Source organism: Gordonia amicalis (assembly GCF_022059885.1).
GTDB lineage: Bacteria > Actinomycetota > Actinomycetes > Mycobacteriales > Mycobacteriaceae > Gordonia > Gordonia amicalis.
The window spans coordinates 4,985,260-5,003,179 of record NZ_CP091855.1 but is presented as its reverse complement, the minus strand read 5'-3'; the positions used below and the strand labels follow the sequence as shown (position 1 = coordinate 5,003,179).

The window sequence follows — 17,920 nt, the reverse complement described above, 5'->3', positions numbered from 1 at the left end:
CCGGAGATGGGTCGAGAGAACCATCGACACGAAGGGTGGAAGGACTCGGAGTCCGGCGCGATCGATCAGTTCGACGCGGTGTACCGCGAGCACGTTGCGGGGGTGTGGCGCTACGTGCGTACCCGTGTGCCCGGAACCGCCGATGCCGACGACGTCACCGCTGAGGTGTTCGCCAAGGCGATCCGCTCCTGGGGCCGTTTCGACGGCCGGCGCGGCTCGGTGGGCAGGTGGCTGATCGGGATCGCCCGGCATGTCGTCGCGGACTGGTGGGCGCGTACCGCGCGAGAGGTGCCCGTGGCCGAGGTGAGTGCCGATGCCGACCGGTCCGAGGGGCATGATCCGGAGACGGCGATGCTCCGCGCGGCGGACGTCGACGATGTCCGGAGTCGCCTGTGGGTTCTCACCGCGCGGGAACGCGAAGCGGTCACGCTGCGGTTCACCACCGAGCTGACCTCGGAGGAGATCGGTGCTGCGATGGGTCTCTCGGCGACCGCGGCTCGCATGCTGGTCTACCGCGGCGTGGCCAAACTGAGGGAGGTGATGCCGCGGTGACGTCGAACGATCCATCCGATTCCGAGCCGCCGTTCGATCCCGAGGAGGTCGCGGCGGCCGAGCGCCTCGACGACGACATCGCCGCCGTTCTCGCCGGCTCCGCCCGACCGGGTGCGGTGGAGCCGGATCTCGTGTTGCTGGCCAATGCCTTCCGGCGTGCGCCGACCACGTCGACCTACGCGGCCGTGGAACGGCAGGTCGCCGCGGCGCGGGCGAGTTCCGCCGGCCGGTGGCGGTGGTCGCTCGCACAAGGGGCCGCGGCTGTGCTCGGGCTTCTCCTTGTCCTGCATGGTGTTGGCAACATGGTTGCCGGAGAATGGCTCTCGACCTCGCTCGGTGAGCCGTACAACCAGCACGCGATGGTCGACGGTGGCCTCGCGTTCATGGCGGTCGGTGCGGCGATCGTGGTGGCGTCGACGCGTCGCCGATGGCTGCCGGTCGCATTTCTCGTGGGGGTGCCGCTGGGTCTGGTGCTGGGCGGCCGCGGGGTGCATGAGATCGGGGTCTTCGCCTGGGGGGCCGTGGCGCACGGTGCGGTGGCGCTGGCGGCGATTGTACTGCTGGTCACATACTTGGCTGCACGGCGTTACAGCCGGCGACGCGGACGGGAAGGGTAGATATGAGAGCACTACACCGGATCCGAAACTACCTCAGCGCCATGAGCGGGGCCCGGCGCAACCGCACCGAACTCGTCGGGAAGATAGCGCGGCGACCACTCATCGCCGGGGCGACGATGGGGATGGAGAGCGCGATGCTGCTGTCCAACAGTGTCGACCCGAAACTCAAAGAGCTCGCCGAACTCAAGGCCGCGGGGATGGTCAGCTGCGAATTCTGTCTCGACATCGGCTCGGCGCTGGCATCGGGTGCCGGGATCACCGAGCAGCAACTCCGTGATCTGCCCGACTACCAGGACTCCGATGCCTACAGCGAGGTCGACAAGCTCGTGATCGCCTTCGCCGAGGCGATGACCCGCACCCCCGCGGTCGCCGACGATCTCGCCGAGGTGCGTCGACGCCTGGCCGGTCACTTCTCGCCGACGCAGATCGTCGAACTCGCGATGACCGTCGCCTGGGAGAATCAGCGGGCTCGCCTCAACCAGTCCCTGGGGGTCCGTCCGACCGGAATGGCGGACGGGATGGCCTGCGCTGTGCCCGAGCGGATTTCGTAGCATCCATGCGCTGATGGTGCGCATGAATGCTACGAAACGCCGGTCAGTGGAGGGGCTTGTCGGCTCCGACGAGCCACATCGAGAAGTACTGTGAGCCACCGCCGTAGGCGTGGCCCAGGGCCTTGCGGGCACCGTCGACCTGGTGGTCGCCGGCCTTGCCCATGACCTGGATCGCGGCCTCCGCGAAGCGGATCATGCCCGACGCGCCGATCGGGTTCGACGACAGCACGCCACCGGAGGCGTTGAGCGGGATGCGCCCACCGATCTCGGTGTCGCCGGATTCGGTCAGCTTCCAGCCCTCGCCCTCGGCGGCGAAGCCGAGGTTCTCCAGCCACATCGGTTCGAACCACGAGAACGGCACGTAGATCTCGGCGACGTCGACCTCGTCGAGCGGATTGCTGACGCCCGCCGACTTCCACAGGGCGGCAGCGGCATCCCGGCCGGCCTGCGGACTGACCACGTTGCGGTGTGCGAACGACAGCGGCTCGGTCCGCATGGCGGTGGCGTGAATCCACGCGACCGGGTTGCCACCGGCGACCGCGTCGTCGGCGACCTGCTCGTCACCGATCACGACCGCACACGCGCCGTCCGACGACGGGCATGTCTCGTCGTAGCGGATGGGATCCCAGAGCATCTGTGAGCTCATGACCTTCTCCACGCTCTGATCCGGCTGATGCAGGTGCGCCAGCGGATTGAGTGCGCCGTTGCGACGATCCTTCGCCGCGACCATCGCGCCGATGTGCTCCGGTGCGCCCGACTGGCGGATGTACGCGCGCACGTGCGGCGCGAAGAAGCCGCCGGCGCCGGCGCCGACGGGCTTCGTGAACGGCACCGGGATGGACAGCGCCCACATGGCGTTGGACTCGGACTGCTTCTCCCAGGCGACGGCGAGGACGCGCTTGTGGACGCCTGCGAAGACCAGGGATGCGGCGACGTTCGCCGTCGAGCCACCGACCGATCCGGCGGTGTGCACCCGGATCAGACGCTTGCCGACGGCACCGATGGCCTCGGCCATGGCGAGCTCGGGCATCATCGACCCCTCGAAGAGGTCGGGGGCCTTGCCGATGACGATGGCGTCGATCTCGTCGAGGGAGACCCTGGAGTCGATCAGCGCCGCGTCGATCGCCTCGCGGACCATACCGGCCATCGTGACGTCGGAGCGCTTGGCGACGTAGCGGGTCTGGCCGGTACCGAGGACTGCCGCACGGTTCTTGTGTCCCATCAGTTCCCGCCTCCCGCGTTGTTCTGGTCGCTCAGGGTGACCACCATGTTCTGCTGCAGCAGAGGGCCGCTCGTCGCGTGGGCGACGGCGGTGCCGGCGTTGCCGGTGAGGATCTCGTGGGCCGCATAGCCGATGCGCTGTAGGCCTACCGAGAACAGCGAGTTGCCGGCCAGCGCACCGCCGGACGGGTTGATCCGCACCGAATCAGGTAGATCGAGAGCATTACGCACGATGATCTCCTGATGCGAGTACGGCGCGTGTATCTCGGCCACGTCCACCGCTCGGCTGCGGTCACCGAACGCGGTGTCGCCGGCGAGCTTCGTCGACGGCGAGACGGTGAGATCCCGGGCCCCGAAGTTGGGCGTGTCGATGCGGTGATCCCAACCGGTGACGAACGCCGGATTGGCCACCAGTTCACGGGCTTTGCGCTCGCTGGCGATGACGACCGCGGCGGCTGCGTCGGTGTAGGGCGCGATGTCATGGCGGCGCAGGGGATTCGCGACGTAGTCGCTCGCCAGGAGGTCGTCGACCGAACCGCCGGAGGTGCGGGCCCCGATGGCGGCCATGTCGGCCTCGGTCCAGGTCCCGGCGTCGATCCCGGCGCGTGCCTGCAGCGCGGCCAGCGAACGGGCATCGGGATGCAGCGGCGCGACCGTGTAGGGGTCGGTCTGCAGGGCGAGGGTCTGGTCGGTGTTGCCTGCGGAGGCCTTGCCGAAGCCGTAGGCGAGCGCCAGGTCGACCTCGCCGGTGGCGATCTTCACCCAGGCCTCATAGAGTGCCCAGGCGCCGTCCATCTCGACATGGGACTCGTTGATCGGCGGCATCGCGCCGATCGAGTCGATTGCGGAGATGAACGAGAAGGCGCGTCCGGCAAGATAATCCGACGAACCGCTGCACCAGAACTCGATGTCGGTGCGGCCGATGCCCAGTTCGGCGTAGAGCTTGTCGAAGCAGGGGATGAGCATCTCGACACCGTTGGTGGTGCCATGTGTGCCCACGACGTTGGGGCTGTGGGCGAACCCGATGATCGCGATCGGCGGCAGTGTCATCACAGATGGTCCTTCATCACAGGTGGGCTCGGTAGGTGTCGTACTCGGCGTCGGGTTCGCCGGTGGGTGCGAAGTGGCTGATGTTGCCGATCGAGTGCTCCCACTCGTCCTCGGGCAGCCAGACGGCCTTGACGCGCATGCCCATTCGGACGTCGTCGGCCTCGCAGTCGAGGATCAGGTGCAGGAACGGGATGTCCGCACCGTCGAGGAGCACATATGCGGCCACATACGGAGGCTTGATCCGCTGGCCCTGGAACGGCACGTTCACGATGCAGAACGTCGTCACGATGCCGGTGTGTGGGAGTTCGACTCGTTCGACGGCGCGGGCGCCGTCCGCCGGGCTGACCGAACGGGGCGGGAAGTACACGCGCCCTTCGTCGACGCCCGAACCGATCCGGGTACCGATCAGCTTGCCCGCCTTGAGGCCTTCGAGGTAGGCGGACTCCTCCTCGGTGGCCGAATGCGTGATCTCGGTCGTGATGGGGGTCGGGATGACGACGAGGCCGGCCTCGGCACCCTTCGGTGCGTCGGCGGTGTTCTCCGGTGCGGTCTGTGGGCTCTCGCCCGGGGCGAAGTACGCGATGTCGTCGATGCGGCCGATCCGTGCGGCGCCGAACACCGCGTGCACACGCAGTCCGGTGGAGATCTCCGACGGCGACTCGACCGAAACCGCCTGCAGCAGTGCGGTGTCCGCGCCGTCGAGCCGGATCAGTGCCCACGCGAAGGGTTTGTCGAGCGGCTGTCCGGGCACCGGCTCGTCCTGCCAGGTCCAGCTGGTGACGGTGCCGACGGTCGAGACCTCCGCGAACTCCGTCGACTGTTTCCCGGTCACGGGATCGAATTCGGCCGGCGGCACGGAGACCTTGCCGTCGCTGCCCTTCGACCCGACGATGCGGCCGTCGCGCAGCGCGAGCGCGAACTGGCTCAGCACCGGACCCAGCGACCGTGTGTAGTCGAAGGAGTTGATCAGGGGAGCGGTCAGGATGGGGGACTTCGGCTCGGGCACCGTGGCAACAGGACTGGCGATGGGGTTGCCGGCGGCCGGAGACGTTACGCTCATGCTCACATCTCGAGTAGAACACGTTCTAGTATTGGACACAAGACGCATGTCAGGCCGTGAGAATCTCCGCGGCCGGCGAAAGGGAATGCGAGTGAAGCTCGGTCTGCAACTCGGATATTGGGGTGCCGATCCGATCCCGAACGCGCCAGAGCTGATCGCGGTCGCGGAGGAATGCGGATTCGACGCGGTGTTCACCGCGGAGTCCTGGGGATCGGACGCCTACACGCCGCTGGCGTGGTGGGGTGCGGCGACGTCGCGCCTCCGATTGGGCACCGCGGTGGCCCAGCTGTCGGCGCGGCCGCCGACCTCGCTGGCGATGCACGCGCTGACCCTCGATCACCTGTCGAACGGCCGGCACATCGTCGGCCTCGGTGTCTCCGGGCCGCAGGTGGTGGAGGGCTGGTATGGCGAACCCTTCGGAAAACCGTTGGCGCGCACCCGTGAATACGTCCAGGTGGTTCGTGACGTCCTCGCCCGCGCCGACAAGGTGACGAGTGCCGGACCGCACTATCCGCTGCCGTACCCGGCCGACGCGCCCGGCGCCACCGGACTCGGCAAGTCGCTCAAGCCGATCACGCATCCGCTGCGCGCCGACCTCCCGATCTGGCTGGGCGCCGAGGGGCCGAAGAACGTCGCGCAGACCGCCGAGATCGCCGACGGCTGGCTCGCCATCTTCTTCAGCCTCGGGCTCGCCGATCAGTACAACTCTTGGCTCGACGAGGGATTCACACGTCCCGGAGCACGCCGAAGTCGTGAGGACTTCGAGGTCGCGGCCACGGTGCAGGTCGTCATCACCGACGACGTGGCGTCGGCGATCGAGCGGTACCGGCCGTCGACCGCGCTGTACGTCGGCGGAATGGGCGCCAAGGAGAAGAACTTTCACGCCGAGCTCTACAAGCGCATGGGTTACGGCGACGCGGTCGACGAGATCGTCAGCCTGTTCCTGAGCGGCAAGAAGGCCGAGGCGATGGCCGCGGTCCCCGACGAGATGGTCCGCGAGACGATGCTCGTCGGAACCGCCGACGTGGTCCGGGCGCAGATCAAGGATTGGGAGGCCGCGGGTGTGACGATGCTGATGGTCACCGCGCGCGACACCGAGACCATCCGGCAGTTGGCGACGCTGGTGTAGTCGCCTCATCGCTCAGGCAGCAAGTGGTCAGAGGCTGTCGATGATCTCCGCGAGCGTCTCGTCGGCGAGCGGGAACGGTTGGTAGATCGCGACATCCGTGGCGATGTCGTGCGACCGTGCGCGGATCGTCGCGGCCACATCGCGTGGACTGCCGTGTGCGGCGATGAGTTCGAGGAGTTCGTCGTCGACGAGACCGGCCATCTCCGCCCAGCGCCCCTGCTTCGACAGCAGGTTCAGCTCGGTCTGGAGGTCCCCGTACCCGTGCATCTCCAGCACCGGTCGATAGGCGGGCGTCGACCCGTAGAACGACAGGAGGCGGCGGGCCGCGTCGACCGAGGTGTCGAACTCCTCCTCGGTGCGACCGGTGGCGACGATGATCTCCGGGACGACCGCGAAGTCCGCGCGGGTACGTCCGGACGCGTCCAATCCGGCGTCGACGCGCGGCAGGATCGATTCGCGGACGAATCGATCGGTGGTGAACGGCATGACGAGCAGGCCGTCGGCATGTTCGGCGACGGCGCGGGTGAGGCGGGGTCCCAGGGCGCCGACGTAGATCGGTGGCATGCCGTGTGGGTTGGGTCCCGGGTTGAACATCGGGGTCATCAGGCGGTGCCGATAGAACTCGCCGTCGAAATCCAGACGGGTGCCGTTCTGCCAGCAGTCGAAGATCGCGCGCAGTGCGGAGACGAACTCGACCATCCGGTCGACGGGCCGCTCGAACGGCACCCCGAACCGCTTCTCGATCTGCGGTCGGATCTGCGTGCCGAGTCCGAGGGTGAACCTGCCGTCGCTGAGCAACTGGAGGTCGTTGGCCTGATGGGCGACCGTGATCGGATTACGCGGGAACGCGATGGCGACGTTGGTCATCAGCGCGACGTCGTCGACGCCGGCCGCGCCGAACAGCGGGCTGAAGACGTCGTGCGGGCCGTCGAAGGTGAAGATTCCGTCGATCCCGACGTCCCGTAGTGCCCGGGCGCGTTCGGCCGCCTGCTGCGGACCGAAGAGTGCGGTGTGGATTCTCACCGGTGGTCGGTGGTCCTCACTCGCCGGTGAACTCCGGGGTGCGCTTCTCGGCGAATGCACGGGGACCCACCTTGGCGTCCTTCGACTTGAAGACCGAGACGCCGATCTTCGCGTCGACCTCGAAGGCATCCATCTCGTGCAGGCCCTCGGTCTCGCGGATGGTCTTGAGGATGCCCTGGACCGCGAGTGGTCCGTTGGCGGCGATCTGCTTGGCCAGCTCCAGGGCTTTGTCCAGTGCCTTGCCGTCGTCGACGACATGCCCGATGAGGCCGTACTCGAGCGCCTCGCGCGCGGTGATGTGCCGGCCGGTCAGGAGGATGTCACAGGCGACGGTGTACGGGATCTGCCGGACCAGGCGCACGGCGCTGCCGCCCATCGGGTAGAGACCCCACCGTGCTTCGGACACGCCGAACTTCGCGCTCTCGCCGGCGATTCGGATGTCGGTGCCCTGCAGGATCTCGGTGCCGCCGGCGATGGCCGGGCCCTCGACCGCGGCGATCAGCGGCTTGGTCAGGCGACGGCCCTTGAGCAGCGCAGGCAACGATGCGGGGTTCCACGCGCCGGAGTCGACGGTGTCGCCAGGGGCCTGCTTGTTCATGCTCTTGAGGTCGGCGCCCGCACAGAAGTAACCGCCCGCGCCGGTGAGGATCGCGACCCGGATGTCGGGATCGGAATCGACCTGGTCCCAGGCCTCGGTCATGATCCGCATCATCTCGGTGGAGAGCGCGTTGCGTGCCTCCGGACGGTTCATCGTCACGATGAGGATGTGTCCGCGCTTCTCGACGAGGCACTCGGGAGCCTTGTCGGTGACGGACTCGGTGGGGGTGGCTGTGGTCATCGCTGTCTCCCGGGTCATATTCCGCACTTGCCCAGAACGATAACACGTTCTAATTTTGAGCCATGGCCTATACGATTGCCGACCTCATCGAGCATGCCGTCGACCTGGTTCCGGAGCGCGTCGCCCTGGAATCCGGCGATCGCGGCCGGACCTATGCCGAACTCGAGGCGCGCTCCAACGCGCTCGCGCACAAGCTCCGCGAACTGGGCGTGCAGCCCGGCGACCGGGTGGGTCTGTACAGCAGAAACACCCTCGAGTCGGTCGAGTCGATGATCGCCGTCTTCAAGGCGCGAGCGGTCATGGTGAACGTCAACTACCGCTACGTCGAGGCCGAGCTCGAGCACATCTTCACCGACTCCGGGATGAAGCTCCTGATCCACGAGCGACGGTACTCGCAACGGGTGTGCAACACGTTACCGAAATCGCCGGCGATCGAGCACCGCATCGTGATCGAGGACGGGACGTCGGAAGACCTGTGCTGCGAGGGCCACGACGACGCGATCCGGTATGAGGAGGCCATCGCCGGGGCGCCGTCGGAACGCGACTTCGAGGACCGCTCCAACGACGACCTGTACATGCTCTACACCGGCGGCACGACCGGCAAACCCAAGGGCGTCGTGTGGCGCCAGGAGGATGTGTGGCGCGTCCTCGGCGGCGGAATCGACTGGTACACCAGCGAACCCGTGCCCGACGAGTGGCACCTCGCGAAGACCGGAGTCGACGGTGGACAGCTCGTGCGCTACCCGATCCCGCCGTTCATCCACGGCGGCTCCCAGTGGGCGATCTTCCAGTCACTGTTCGCCGGCGGAAAAGCCGTGGTGTACCCCGAGTTCAGCGGTCCGACGGCCTGGGAGATCGTCGAGCGCCACAAGGTCAACGTCGTGTTCATCACCGGTGATGCCATGGGGCGCCCGATGGTCGAGGCCCTCGGGCAGGGCAGGGAGTACGACCTGTCGAGCGTCGTCTCGATCGCCTCGTCGGCCTGCTTGTTCTCGCCGAGCGTGAAAGAGCAGTTCCTGGAACGCTTCCCGAACGCCGTCATCGTCGACGCGATCGGCTCGTCGGAGACCGGTTTCGGTGGTCTGGGCATCGTCGCGAAGGGCACACCGCACACCGGGGGCCCACGCGTGAACGCCGACAGCGAGACCCACGTCCTCCGTGAGGACGGTACGCCGGTGGAACCGGGCAGCGGCGAGATCGGGGTGCTCGCACGGTCGGGCCATGTGCCGCTGCGCTATCACAACGACCCGGAGAAGTCGGCGAAGACGTTCAAGGTCTTCGACGGCGTGCGCTACTCGCTGCCGGGCGACCACGCGGTGCTCGAGGCCGACGGCAGCATCACCATGCTCGGCCGCGGATCGGTGTCCATCAACACCGGCGGGGAGAAAGTCTTCCCCGAGGAGGTCGAGGGTGCGCTCAAGGCCCATCCCGATGTGTTCGACACCGTTGTGGTGGGAGTCGCCGACGACCGCTGGGGTCAGCGCGTCGCCGCGGTGATCGCCGCCCGTGACGGGGCACGTCCCTCGCTGGAGAGTCTCAACGACGTCGTGCGCAAGGAGCTCGCGGGCTACAAATGCCCGCGCAGCGTCTGGTTCGTCGACGAGATCAAGCGTTCGCCCGCAGGTAAACCCGACTATCGCTGGGGGGCGGCGGTCACCGCCGAGCGTCCCGCCGACGAAGCGCTGTAGCGCCGGAAATGTGACAAGGCGCTGTAGAGCGCCGGAAACGAGTGAGAGCAATGCGTACAGAACTGGCCGACAGGTTCGGCATCGAGTACCCGATCTTCGGGTTCACCCCGAGCCAGGATGTCGCGGCGGCGATCAGCCGTGCCGGCGGATTGGGTGTGCTCGGATGTGTGCGGTTCAACGAGGCCGAGGAACTCGACGAGGTCCTCGAGTGGATGCACGAGAACACCGACGGCAAGCCGTTCGGCGTCGACGTGGTGATGCCGGCCAAGATCCCGACCGAGGGGTCCAAGGTCGACCTGGATTCGATGATCCCGCCGGAGCATCGGGCGTTCGTGGAGCGCACGCTCGACGATCTCGGTGTCCCGCCGTTGCCGGGTGGTGATCGCGTGAATGCGGGTGTGCTGGGCTGGCTGCACTCGGTGGCCCGCTCGCATGTCGACGTCGCGATGGAGCATCGTCGTAAGTACGGGCAGATCAAACTCATCGCCAACGCGCTCGGATCGCCGCCGTCGGATGTCATCCAGACCGCGCACGACAACGGGGTGCTGGTCGCCGCCCTCGCGGGCGCGAAAGACCATGCGCTGCACCATGTCGAGGCCGGCGTCGACATCGTCATCGCCCAGGGCTACGAGGGGGGCGGCCACACCGGCGAGGTCACCTCGATGATCCTGTGGCCCGAACTCGTCGACGCGGTCGGCGACTCCGCGCCGGTGCTCGCGGCCGGCGGTGTGGGTAGCGGTCGCCAGATCGCCGCGGCCATCGCGCTCGGTGCGCAGGGCGTGTGGATGGGTACGTACTGGCTGACCGCCGCCGAATACAAACTCGGTGTGCCCGAGGGCTCGGACAAGCCGTCGACGGTACAGCAGGCGCTGCTCAAGGCGACGTCGCGCGACACGGTGCGTCGTCGTATCTACTCGGGCAAGCCCGCGCGTCTGCTGAAGACGGCGTGGACCGACGCCTGGGACGCCGAGAACGCTCCCGAACCGCTGCCGATGCCGCTGCAGAACCTCCTCGTCGCCGAGGCGCACGCGCGCATCTCGGCGGCCGACGATCCCGACGTCGTCGCGATGCCCGCGGGTCAGATCGTCGGACGCTGCAACGCGATCACCCCGGTCGCCGGCCTCATCGCGGATCTCGTGAGTGAGTACGAAGAGGCCGTCGGGCGGATGAACAAGACGCTGGGCGGCTGACCCGCCCCGCACCCACCCCTTTTCGGCAAACCCAGCACGCGCGGGTGGTGGAAACGCCGAAAAGGGGTGGGTCTGCGTCAGGAGCGGTAGGTTCGACCCTCACGTCGCCAGGTGGGCGGGCCGGGATCGGATGCCAGTAGGCGCTTCACCGTCTTGAACGTGGCGGTCTCGGGAAGCGAGTCGACGATCCGCACCCGGTGTGGCCATTGCTTCGGGCCGAGATCGTTCTGCGCCGAGAGGAAGTCGGCGAAGTCCTCGGGGTCCAGGTCACCGTCCGCGACGATCACCGCCTCGATCTCGTCCCCGATCTCCACCGGTATCCCGTGCACCGCGACCTGTCGGATCGCGGGATGCCGCAGCAGGATTCGTTCGATGGGTCCGGTGCCGAGGTTCTCCCCGTCGACGCGCAACCAGTCGCCGAGGCGGCCGGCGAAGTGCAGGTAGCCGTCGTCGTCCACCCAGGCGAGATCGCCGGTGTGGTAGACGCCGCCGCGCATGCGTTCGGCCGTCGCGTCGGGGTCGTTGTGGTAGCCGGCGAACAACCCCGGCCCCGAGGAGTTCACGATCTCACCGATTACGCCGGGCGGTGCGGGTTCACCGGTCTCGACGTCGACGACGGCGGTCGGTGCACGAAGCGGACCCAGCGCATCGTGCGGGGTGTCCGGGGTCCGGGTGATCGCGACACCGCCCTCGGTGGACCCGAATCCGTCGACGACGCGGCAGCCGAAGCGGACGGCGAAGCGTTGCCGATCCACCGCCGACGCCTCGTTGCCGTACATGATGCGCAATGAACTCGACGCGTCGTCGGGATGTGGGTCGGTGGCGAGGATGTAGTTGAGCGGCTTTCCGACGTAGTTGGCGTAGGTCACGCCGTAGCGGTGGAGGTCGGCGACGAAGCCGCGTGCGGAGAAGCTGCGACGCACCGCGATCGACGCACCACCCGCGACGGCCACGCTCCATCCCGCGATCATCGCGTTCGAGTGGAACATCGGCATCGACAGATGGATGACATCGTCGGCACCGATTCCGAACCGTTCCGCGAGCATCGGTCCGCTGACCGCGAAGGTCCGATGCGTGCAGCGCACAGCCTTCGGATCGCCGGTGGTTCCCGACGTGAAGATCAGCATCAGCAGGTCGTCGGGCGTCGCTTCGACCAGCGGTGCCGCGGCACCCGATTCGATCGCCGACGACCACTCCGGACCATCGACGTCGACGACGCGGACGTCACCGAGGTCGACGCCGGCAAGCAGGTCGCGGGTATCGCTGCCACACAGCACGATCTGGCAGTCGGCGCGCGCGACGTCGGCGGCGAGCGCGGCGCCGCGTCGAGTGGTGTTGAGTCCGACGAGGACGAAGCCGTGCCGCGCCGCGGCCGCGAACAGGGCGCTGAACTCCGGTGTGTTGGTGAGTAGTACACCGACATGGGGTGGCCGGTCGGGTGACAACCACTCGAGCAGGACGTCCGCCCGGACCGCAGCGCCCTCCAGATGGCGTGCCCACGAGGTGAACTCCTCCTCGAAGTACACACCGCGGTCGGTGACCTCGCTCAAGGGGGCGAGCAGGTCGCCGACCGTCGACACCACCGACCCCGTCGACACCCGGCCCGGCGCGCTCACGCCGGGGTGGCGGCCAACTCGGCGCCGATCGCGCGTACCGACGCCGTCGCCGATCCGTAGGCGAACTCGTTGTGCTTGGCGCGCAGGAAGTATCGATGAACCGGATGGCTGGTGTCGAGGCCGACGCCACCGTGCACGTGGACCGTGGTGTGCGCTACCCGATGCCCGGCCTCCGCGGCCCAGAACTTGGCAGTCGCGATCGCGTTGTGCACCTCGGTGGCGTTGTCCGAGTTCGCCAGCAGCCAAGCGGCCTGGGTGGCCGTCAGCGCGAGACCCTGAGCGTCGATGTAACCGTCGGCGAGACGCTGGGCGACGGCTTGGAAAGAGCCGATCGCCCGGCCGAACTGCTCACGCTCACGGGCATATTCGGCGGTCAGCTCGAGCGCGCGTTGCACGACACCCGACTGTTCGGCGCAACAGGCCAGCGTCACCCGTGCCCACAGGGCGTCCGCCACGCCGGAACCCTCGAGCACGGCGTCGGGATCCACCGGCACGTCGTCGAACTCGACCTGCGCGGTCGGTATCAGTCCGGTCGACGGCGCGGCCGTGACCCGGACCCCGGTCGAGTCGGTGCGCACGGCGACCACCACGACGCCGTCGGGCCCGACCGCGTCGACCAGCAGCAGATCAGCGGCCTCGGCATAGGGCACGTTGACCTTGACGCCGGACAGTCGCGAACCGTCGGACGAGAGGGAGGTGGTGGGGGAGTCGGTGGGCGAGCCCAGGTCCTCCTCGACGGCCACCGAGACGACGAGACCACCAGAGGCCCCCGAAGCCAACACCTGCTCACGAAGAGCCGTCGACCCGTGCGCGGCGATGACCGGCAGTGCGGCGATCGCATGCGATCCGAACGGCACCCGCGCGAGAGTCCGGCCGAGTTCGGTTGCGATGAGTGCGTTCTCGATGACGCCGAGATCGCCGCCGGCATCGCCCGCGTCCTCCGATGTCAACTCGAGCCCCAGCAGGCCCGCATTGCCGAGTTGCCGCCAGAGTTCGGCGTCGATCGGTGCGCGTGCGGATTCGAGTTCGGCGACGCGTTCGGGCGTGCTGACGGCGGTGGCGATGTCACGGGCAAGGCCACTGACGTCGTCACCGGATTCGGGAAGGGAGAAATCCATGGTGGAGTGCCTCTTTCGAGTGAGTCGTCAGCGACGCTGGTGGGGAAGACCGAGGGCGAGCATGGCGATGATGTCGCGCTGGACCTCGTTGGTGCCGCCGCCGAAGGTGAGGATCAGCGAGGTGCGCTGGAAGCGTTCGAGCCGACCGTTGAGGTGGGCGCCGGGGCTTCCCGCGCGCAGCGTCGCCGCAGGGCCGACGACCTCCATCAGCAACCGGTAGGCCTCGGTGGCGAACTCGGTGCCGTACACCTTGGTCGCCGAGGCGTCGGCGGGGCTCGGCGCCTCGCCCGAACCGGCGATCGAGGCGATCTTCCAGTTGATCAACTTGAGGAACTCGACCTTCGCATGCACCCGGGCGAGATTCTGCTGAACCCACTGGGCGTCGATGAGTCGCTGTCCGTCGCCGGTCTTGGTGTGCTGTGCCCAGGCGATCGTCTCGCGCAGAGCGGTCTGGATCGGTGCCGCGCTGCACAGGGCGACGCGCTCGTTGTTGAGCTGGTTGGTCACCAGCGGCCACCCGCCGCCCTCGTCGCCGACGATCGCCGACGTCGGTACCCGCACGTCCTGGTAGTACGTGGCGCTGGTGTCGACCCCCGACATCGTGTGCACCGGGGTGTAATCGAAACCCTCGGCGGTCGTCGGCACGATGAGCACCGAGATGCCCTTGTGCTTCTTGCCGCCTTCCTGCAGCGTCGACGGATCGGTACGACAGGCGAGCCAGATGTAGTCGGCGTAGGGGACCAGGCTCGTCCACATCTTCTGGCCGTTGATCACGTAGTCGTCGCCGTCGCGGACCGCGGTGGTGCGCAGCGCAGCGAGGTCGGTGCCGGCGCCCGGCTCGGAATAGCCGATGGAGAAGTGCAGCTTGCCTGCCGCGATGCGCGGTAGGAAGAAGGCCTTCTGGTCCTCCGTGCCGTAGTGCATGATCGTCGGCGCCACCGAGTTGATGGTGAGGAAGGGAACCGGGGCACCTGCGATGGCGGCCTCGTCGGTGAAGATGAGCTGATCCATCATCGAGCGGTTCTGGCCGCCGAACTCGGTGGGCCACCCGAGGGCGAGCCAGCCGTCGGCGCCCATCTGCGCAACGACATCGCGGTAGGCGTCCCCCTCGCCGAGTTCGCCGTCGCCGCCGGACAGCGCCGCGCGGCGCTCCTCGGTCATCAGGGACGAGAAGTAGCCACGCAGCTCCCGCCGGAGCTCGGACTGTTGATCGGTATAGGCGATTCGCATCGAAACTCCATGGGTGGGTGGCTAGCGTCCGAACCCCGCTTGTGGTCAAGTTATGGGGGAAGGCTCGTCTAGTTTCTGAAACACGTTCTAACCTGTTCTGGCAGCCCCGTCAACAGGCGACGAGCCGGTGAGGAGGAGGTTCTGATGCGTATCAAGGCAGATTTCGACCTGTGCGAGTCCAACGCCATCTGTGTGGGGATGGCACCGGACTTCTTCGACCTGGATGATGACGATTACCTGGTCATTCTCCAAGAGGAGATCCCCGCGGACCGCGTCGAGGAACTGCGGCAGGTGGCGGCCAACTGCCCGAAGTCCGCACTCTCGGTCGTCGAGGACTGACAGAGCTGGAACTCCCGTTCGGTTCCATCTGATCGGGAATCATGCTAGAACAGGTTCTAGTTTCAGCTCAGGAGGATGTCGGGTGGGTTACTCGTTGGACGGTCGCGTCGCGGTCGTCACCGGTGCAGGTGCAGGTCTCGGTCGGGCGGAGGCCATCGGTCTCGCCGCAGAAGGGGCCGCGGTCGTCGTGAACGACCTTCCGGCAGCGCTCGATTCGAGCGATGTCATCGACACGATCACCGCGACCGGTGGTCGAGCGATCGCCGTGCCCGGCGACATCAGCGACTCGTCCACCGCGACTGCCATCATGACCGCGGCGACCGAGCAGCTCGGTTCGCTCGACATCGTCGTGAACAACGCGGGCGTGGTTCGCGACAAGATGCTGTTCAACATGACCGACGACGAGTGGGACCTGGTCATCCGCGTGCACCTGCGCGGCCACTTCCTGCTCAATCGCAATGCGGCGTCGCACTGGCGTGCGGCGTCGAAGGCTGCTGGTGGTCCGGTCTACGGCCGGATCATCAACACCTCTTCGGAGGCCGGTCTACTCGGTCCCGAGGGGCAGGCCAACTACGGTGCCGCCAAGGCCGGCATCACCGCGCTCACGCTGTCCGCGTCGCGTGCACTCAAGCGTTACGGCGTTCGCGCCAACGCCATCTGCCCGCGCGCGCGGACCGCGATGACCGCGGACGTCTTCGGAGAGGCGCCCAGCGATGGCGTGGATCCGCTCGATCCAGCACATGTGGTCCGTCTCGTGACCTACCTCGCCGGCCCCGAAGCCGACGGCGTCACCGGACAGGTGTTCGTCGTATACGGCCCCAAGGTCACCCTCATGGCGGCACCCACGATCGACGAGGTGTTCACCGCCGACGGCGATGCGTGGGACTCGGAGGACCTGGCCAAGACTCTCACCGGCTACTTCGCCGACCGAGATCCGGGACGTACGTTCTCGGCAAGCGCTCTGGTCAACTGACTTAATCGCCGGGATTCTGCGTGATAGGTTTCGCGATGGTGCGAGGGTGAAGGGGGTCCGCTGGTGCTGAACAAACTGGCAACACCCCTCGGGGTGATCGGGGATTTCGTCGCGCTCGGCGTCGATTCGGCGCGTGAGCTCTTCCGTCGTCCGTTCCAGTGGCGGGAGACAGTCGAACAGTCGTGGGCCATCGCCCGGGTGTCGATGGTGCCGACCTTGCTCGTCGCAATCCCGTTCACGGTGCTCGTGAGCTTCACCTTGAACATCCTGCTGCGCGAGATCGGTGCGCAGGATCTGTCCGGTGCGGGCGCGGCCCTGGGCACCATCACCCAGATCGGCCCGATCGTCACCGTGCTGATCGTCGCAGGTGCGGGTGCCACGGCCATCTGCGCCGACCTCGGCGCCCGCACCATCCGCGAAGAGATCGACGCGATGAAGGTGCTCGGCATCAACCCGATCCACCGTCTCGTCGTCCCGCGCATCGTGGCGTCGACGGGCGTCGCCCTCCTGCTGAACAGCCTGGTCTGCACCATTGGCATCGGTGGCGGTTTCGTCTTCTCCGTATACCTCCAGGACGTGAACCCGGGCGCCTTCGTGGCCAATCTGACCCTGCTCACCGGCTTTGGCGAGCTGATGATCTCCATGGTCAAGGCCGCCTTGTTCGGCCTCTTCGCCGGCATGGTCGGCTGTTACCAGGGACTCAACGTCAAGGGAGGCGCGAAGGGTGTCGGCGATGCCGTCAACGAGACCGTCGTGTACTCGTTCATGGCACTGTTCGTCGTCAACGTCGTCGTCACCGCCGTCGGACTCAAAGCAACGACGGGCTGAGCGATGGTACTTCCGTTCACCACCCGCTTCCGGACCGCGCGCGTCGCGGTGAAACGAGCCGGCGAGGACTGGGACCAGATCGGCGATCAGGCACTGTTCTACTGGGACAGCATCGTGTCGATCCCCCGTGCGCTCAAGCAGTACAAAAAGGAGACCCTCCGGCTCATCGCCGAGATCTCCATGGGCACAGGGGCACTCGCCATGATCGGCGGCACCGTCGTGGTCGTCGGCTTCCTGACGCTGTTCACCGGTGGCACCATCGCCGTCCAGGGCTACAGCTCGCTGGCCAACATCGGCGTCGAGGCCCTCACGGGCTTCTTCTCCGCGTTCATCAACGTGCGTATCGCGGTGCCGGTGATCTCCGGGATCGCGCTGGCCGCGACCATCGGCGCCGGCGCGACCGCGCAGCTCGGCGCCATGCGGGTGTCGGAGGAGATCGACGCCCTCGAGACGATGGCCATCTCCTCGATCCCGTATCTGGTCAGCACCCGCATCGTCGCCGGTCTGATCGCGATCATCCCGCTGTACGCGTTGGCGTCCCTGGCATCGTTTCTCGCGAGCCGCTCGGCGACGGTGTTCCTCTACGGACAGTCGCCGGGTGTGTACGACCACTACTTCGACACCTTCCTGATCCCGTCGGACATCCTGTGGTCGTTCGTGCAGGCCATCTGTATGGCCGTGGCGGTCATGCTCATCCACACCTATTACGGGTACAACGCCTCCGGCGGTCCGGTCGGCGTGGGCGTCGCGGTCGGCAACGCCGTTCGTGCCTCGCTGGTCGTGGTCGTCGTCATCACCCTGCTCACCTCCCTCGCCATCTACGGCGCGGACGGCAAGTTCAACCTGGCGGGCTGAGCGATGAGCAAGAGACAAGAACGGACACGGACCACCCGTCGC

18 protein-coding genes are annotated in these 17,920 nt (G+C 67.3%); 10 read left to right on the top strand and 8 right to left on the bottom strand.

Annotated elements, in window-relative coordinates; translation table 11 throughout:
- Positions 1–78: 78 nt before the first annotated feature.
- From IHQ52_RS22875 to IHQ52_RS22865, 3 genes are read left to right on the top strand one after another with little or no spacing between them, the layout of a single operon-like run.
- Entirely contained in the window at positions 79–552 is a 474-nt protein-coding gene (locus IHQ52_RS22875; RefSeq protein ID WP_040004815.1) for an RNA polymerase sigma factor, read from the top strand.
- Positions 549–1,169 carry a hypothetical protein gene (locus IHQ52_RS22870; RefSeq protein ID WP_006437004.1) on the top strand — a complete coding sequence of 207 codons (621 nt, stop codon included), beginning with the start codon at positions 549–551 and terminating at the stop codon, positions 1,167–1,169. Before IHQ52_RS22875 ends, IHQ52_RS22870 begins: the two co-directional genes overlap by 4 nt.
- A gap of 2 nt (positions 1,170–1,171) precedes the next feature.
- Complete coding sequence (locus IHQ52_RS22865) at positions 1,172–1,720, top strand: carboxymuconolactone decarboxylase family protein (protein WP_006437003.1); 549 nt, start codon at positions 1,172–1,174, stop codon at positions 1,718–1,720.
- A gap of 43 nt (positions 1,721–1,763) precedes the next feature.
- On the opposite strand, the gene IHQ52_RS22860 is transcribed toward IHQ52_RS22865, so the two are convergent.
- The 3 genes from IHQ52_RS22860 to IHQ52_RS22850 are packed head-to-tail and all read right to left on the bottom strand — an operon-like array spanning position 1,764 to position 5,051.
- Positions 1,764–2,942 (bottom strand): thiolase domain-containing protein, encoded by a 1,179-nt coding sequence (locus IHQ52_RS22860; RefSeq protein ID WP_006437002.1) that lies wholly within the window; start codon positions 2,940–2,942, stop codon positions 1,764–1,766.
- Positions 2,942–3,991, bottom strand: coding sequence for a thiolase domain-containing protein (locus IHQ52_RS22855; RefSeq protein ID WP_040004814.1), 1,050 nt, complete (start codon positions 3,989–3,991; stop codon positions 2,942–2,944). The genes IHQ52_RS22860 and IHQ52_RS22855 overlap by 1 nt, the downstream gene beginning before the upstream one ends.
- 16 nt (positions 3,992–4,007) lie before the next feature.
- Positions 4,008–5,051, bottom strand: coding sequence for a Zn-ribbon domain-containing OB-fold protein (locus tag IHQ52_RS22850; RefSeq protein ID WP_006437000.1), 1,044 nt, complete (start codon positions 5,049–5,051; stop codon positions 4,008–4,010).
- Between the two features lie 91 nt (positions 5,052–5,142).
- Between IHQ52_RS22850 and IHQ52_RS22845 the strand changes: the two genes are divergently transcribed.
- Positions 5,143–6,180 (top strand): LLM class F420-dependent oxidoreductase, encoded by a 1,038-nt coding sequence (locus tag IHQ52_RS22845; protein WP_006436999.1) that lies wholly within the window; start codon positions 5,143–5,145, stop codon positions 6,178–6,180.
- 27 nt (positions 6,181–6,207) lie between these two features.
- Here IHQ52_RS22845 and IHQ52_RS22840 read toward each other — a convergent pair whose 3' ends face one another.
- A complete protein-coding gene (locus IHQ52_RS22840) occupies positions 6,208–7,203 on the bottom strand; it encodes a TIGR03617 family F420-dependent LLM class oxidoreductase (protein ID WP_006436998.1) in 996 nt (331 codons plus the stop codon).
- A 16-nt stretch (positions 7,204–7,219) separates the two neighbouring features.
- Positions 7,220–8,041 carry a crotonase/enoyl-CoA hydratase family protein gene (locus IHQ52_RS22835; RefSeq protein ID WP_006436997.1) on the bottom strand — a complete coding sequence of 274 codons (822 nt, stop codon included), beginning with the start codon at positions 8,039–8,041 and terminating at the stop codon, positions 7,220–7,222.
- 62 nt (positions 8,042–8,103) lie between these two features.
- Between IHQ52_RS22835 and IHQ52_RS22830 the strand changes: the two genes are divergently transcribed.
- Complete coding sequence (locus IHQ52_RS22830; protein ID WP_006436995.1) at positions 8,104–9,729, top strand: acyl-CoA synthetase; 1,626 nt, start codon at positions 8,104–8,106, stop codon at positions 9,727–9,729.
- Positions 9,730–9,779: 50 nt separating this feature from the next.
- Positions 9,780–10,919 (top strand): NAD(P)H-dependent flavin oxidoreductase, encoded by a 1,140-nt coding sequence (locus tag IHQ52_RS22825; RefSeq protein ID WP_006436994.1) that lies wholly within the window; start codon positions 9,780–9,782, stop codon positions 10,917–10,919.
- A gap of 77 nt (positions 10,920–10,996) precedes the next feature.
- Here the strand turns inward: IHQ52_RS22825 and IHQ52_RS22820 are convergent, their stop codons facing one another.
- The 3 genes from IHQ52_RS22820 to IHQ52_RS22810 are packed head-to-tail and all read right to left on the bottom strand — an operon-like array spanning position 10,997 to position 14,883.
- Positions 10,997–12,535 carry a long-chain-fatty-acid--CoA ligase gene (locus IHQ52_RS22820; RefSeq protein WP_006436993.1) on the bottom strand — a complete coding sequence of 513 codons (1,539 nt, stop codon included), beginning with the start codon at positions 12,533–12,535 and terminating at the stop codon, positions 10,997–10,999.
- Positions 12,532–13,653 carry an acyl-CoA dehydrogenase family protein gene (locus tag IHQ52_RS22815; protein ID WP_006436992.1) on the bottom strand — a complete coding sequence of 374 codons (1,122 nt, stop codon included), beginning with the start codon at positions 13,651–13,653 and terminating at the stop codon, positions 12,532–12,534. Before IHQ52_RS22815 ends, IHQ52_RS22820 begins: the two co-directional genes overlap by 4 nt.
- 27 nt (positions 13,654–13,680) lie before the next feature.
- Positions 13,681–14,883: an acyl-CoA dehydrogenase family protein gene (locus IHQ52_RS22810; protein ID WP_096274636.1), complete on the bottom strand. Its 1,203-nt coding sequence runs from the start codon at positions 14,881–14,883 to the stop codon at positions 13,681–13,683.
- 144 nt (positions 14,884–15,027) lie between these two features.
- Between IHQ52_RS22810 and IHQ52_RS22805 the strand changes: the two genes are divergently transcribed.
- The 4 genes from IHQ52_RS22805 (at position 15,028) to IHQ52_RS22790 (ending at position 17,878) form a co-directional block, all read left to right on the top strand.
- Positions 15,028–15,222, top strand: coding sequence for a ferredoxin (locus IHQ52_RS22805; RefSeq protein WP_005201561.1), 195 nt, complete (start codon positions 15,028–15,030; stop codon positions 15,220–15,222).
- Positions 15,223–15,304: 82 nt separating this feature from the next.
- On the top strand, positions 15,305–16,195 hold the full coding sequence (locus IHQ52_RS22800; RefSeq protein ID WP_006436989.1) for a 3-oxoacyl-ACP reductase: 891 nt from the start codon (positions 15,305–15,307) through the stop codon (positions 16,193–16,195).
- Positions 16,196–16,258: 63 nt separating this feature from the next.
- Positions 16,259–17,023: an MlaE family ABC transporter permease gene (locus tag IHQ52_RS22795; RefSeq protein ID WP_238063991.1), complete on the top strand. Its 765-nt coding sequence runs from the start codon at positions 16,259–16,261 to the stop codon at positions 17,021–17,023.
- A gap of 3 nt (positions 17,024–17,026) precedes the next feature.
- Positions 17,027–17,878, top strand: a complete 852-nt coding sequence (locus IHQ52_RS22790) for an MlaE family ABC transporter permease (RefSeq protein ID WP_006436987.1) — start codon at positions 17,027–17,029, stop codon at positions 17,876–17,878.
- The last annotated feature ends 42 nt before the right edge of the window (positions 17,879–17,920 follow it).

Bases quoted from the DNA above. Each gene is read 5' to 3' on its own strand.
- IHQ52_RS22865 (WP_006437003.1), top strand. From the start codon at position 1,172: ATGAGAGCACTACACCGGATCCGAAACTACCTCAGCGCCATGAGCGGG.
- IHQ52_RS22825 (WP_006436994.1), top strand. From the start codon at position 9,780: ATGCGTACAGAACTGGCCGACAGGTTCGGCATCGAGTACCCGATCTTC.
- IHQ52_RS22850 (WP_006437000.1), bottom strand. From the start codon at position 5,051: ATGAGCGTAACGTCTCCGGCCGCCGGCAACCCCATCGCCAGTCCTGTT.
- IHQ52_RS22830 (WP_006436995.1), top strand. From the start codon at position 8,104: ATGGCCTATACGATTGCCGACCTCATCGAGCATGCCGTCGACCTGGTT.
- IHQ52_RS22860 (WP_006437002.1), bottom strand. From the start codon at position 2,942: ATGGGACACAAGAACCGTGCGGCAGTCCTCGGTACCGGCCAGACCCGC.
- IHQ52_RS22855 (WP_040004814.1), bottom strand. From the start codon at position 3,991: ATGACACTGCCGCCGATCGCGATCATCGGGTTCGCCCACAGCCCCAAC.
- IHQ52_RS22835 (WP_006436997.1), bottom strand. From the start codon at position 8,041: ATGACCACAGCCACCCCCACCGAGTCCGTCACCGACAAGGCTCCCGAG.
- IHQ52_RS22810 (WP_096274636.1), bottom strand. From the start codon at position 14,883: ATGCGAATCGCCTATACCGATCAACAGTCCGAGCTCCGGCGGGAGCTG.
- IHQ52_RS22815 (WP_006436992.1), bottom strand. From the start codon at position 13,653: ATGGATTTCTCCCTTCCCGAATCCGGTGACGACGTCAGTGGCCTTGCC.
- IHQ52_RS22790 (WP_006436987.1), top strand. From the start codon at position 17,027: ATGGTACTTCCGTTCACCACCCGCTTCCGGACCGCGCGCGTCGCGGTG.
- IHQ52_RS22805 (WP_005201561.1), top strand. From the start codon at position 15,028: ATGCGTATCAAGGCAGATTTCGACCTGTGCGAGTCCAACGCCATCTGT.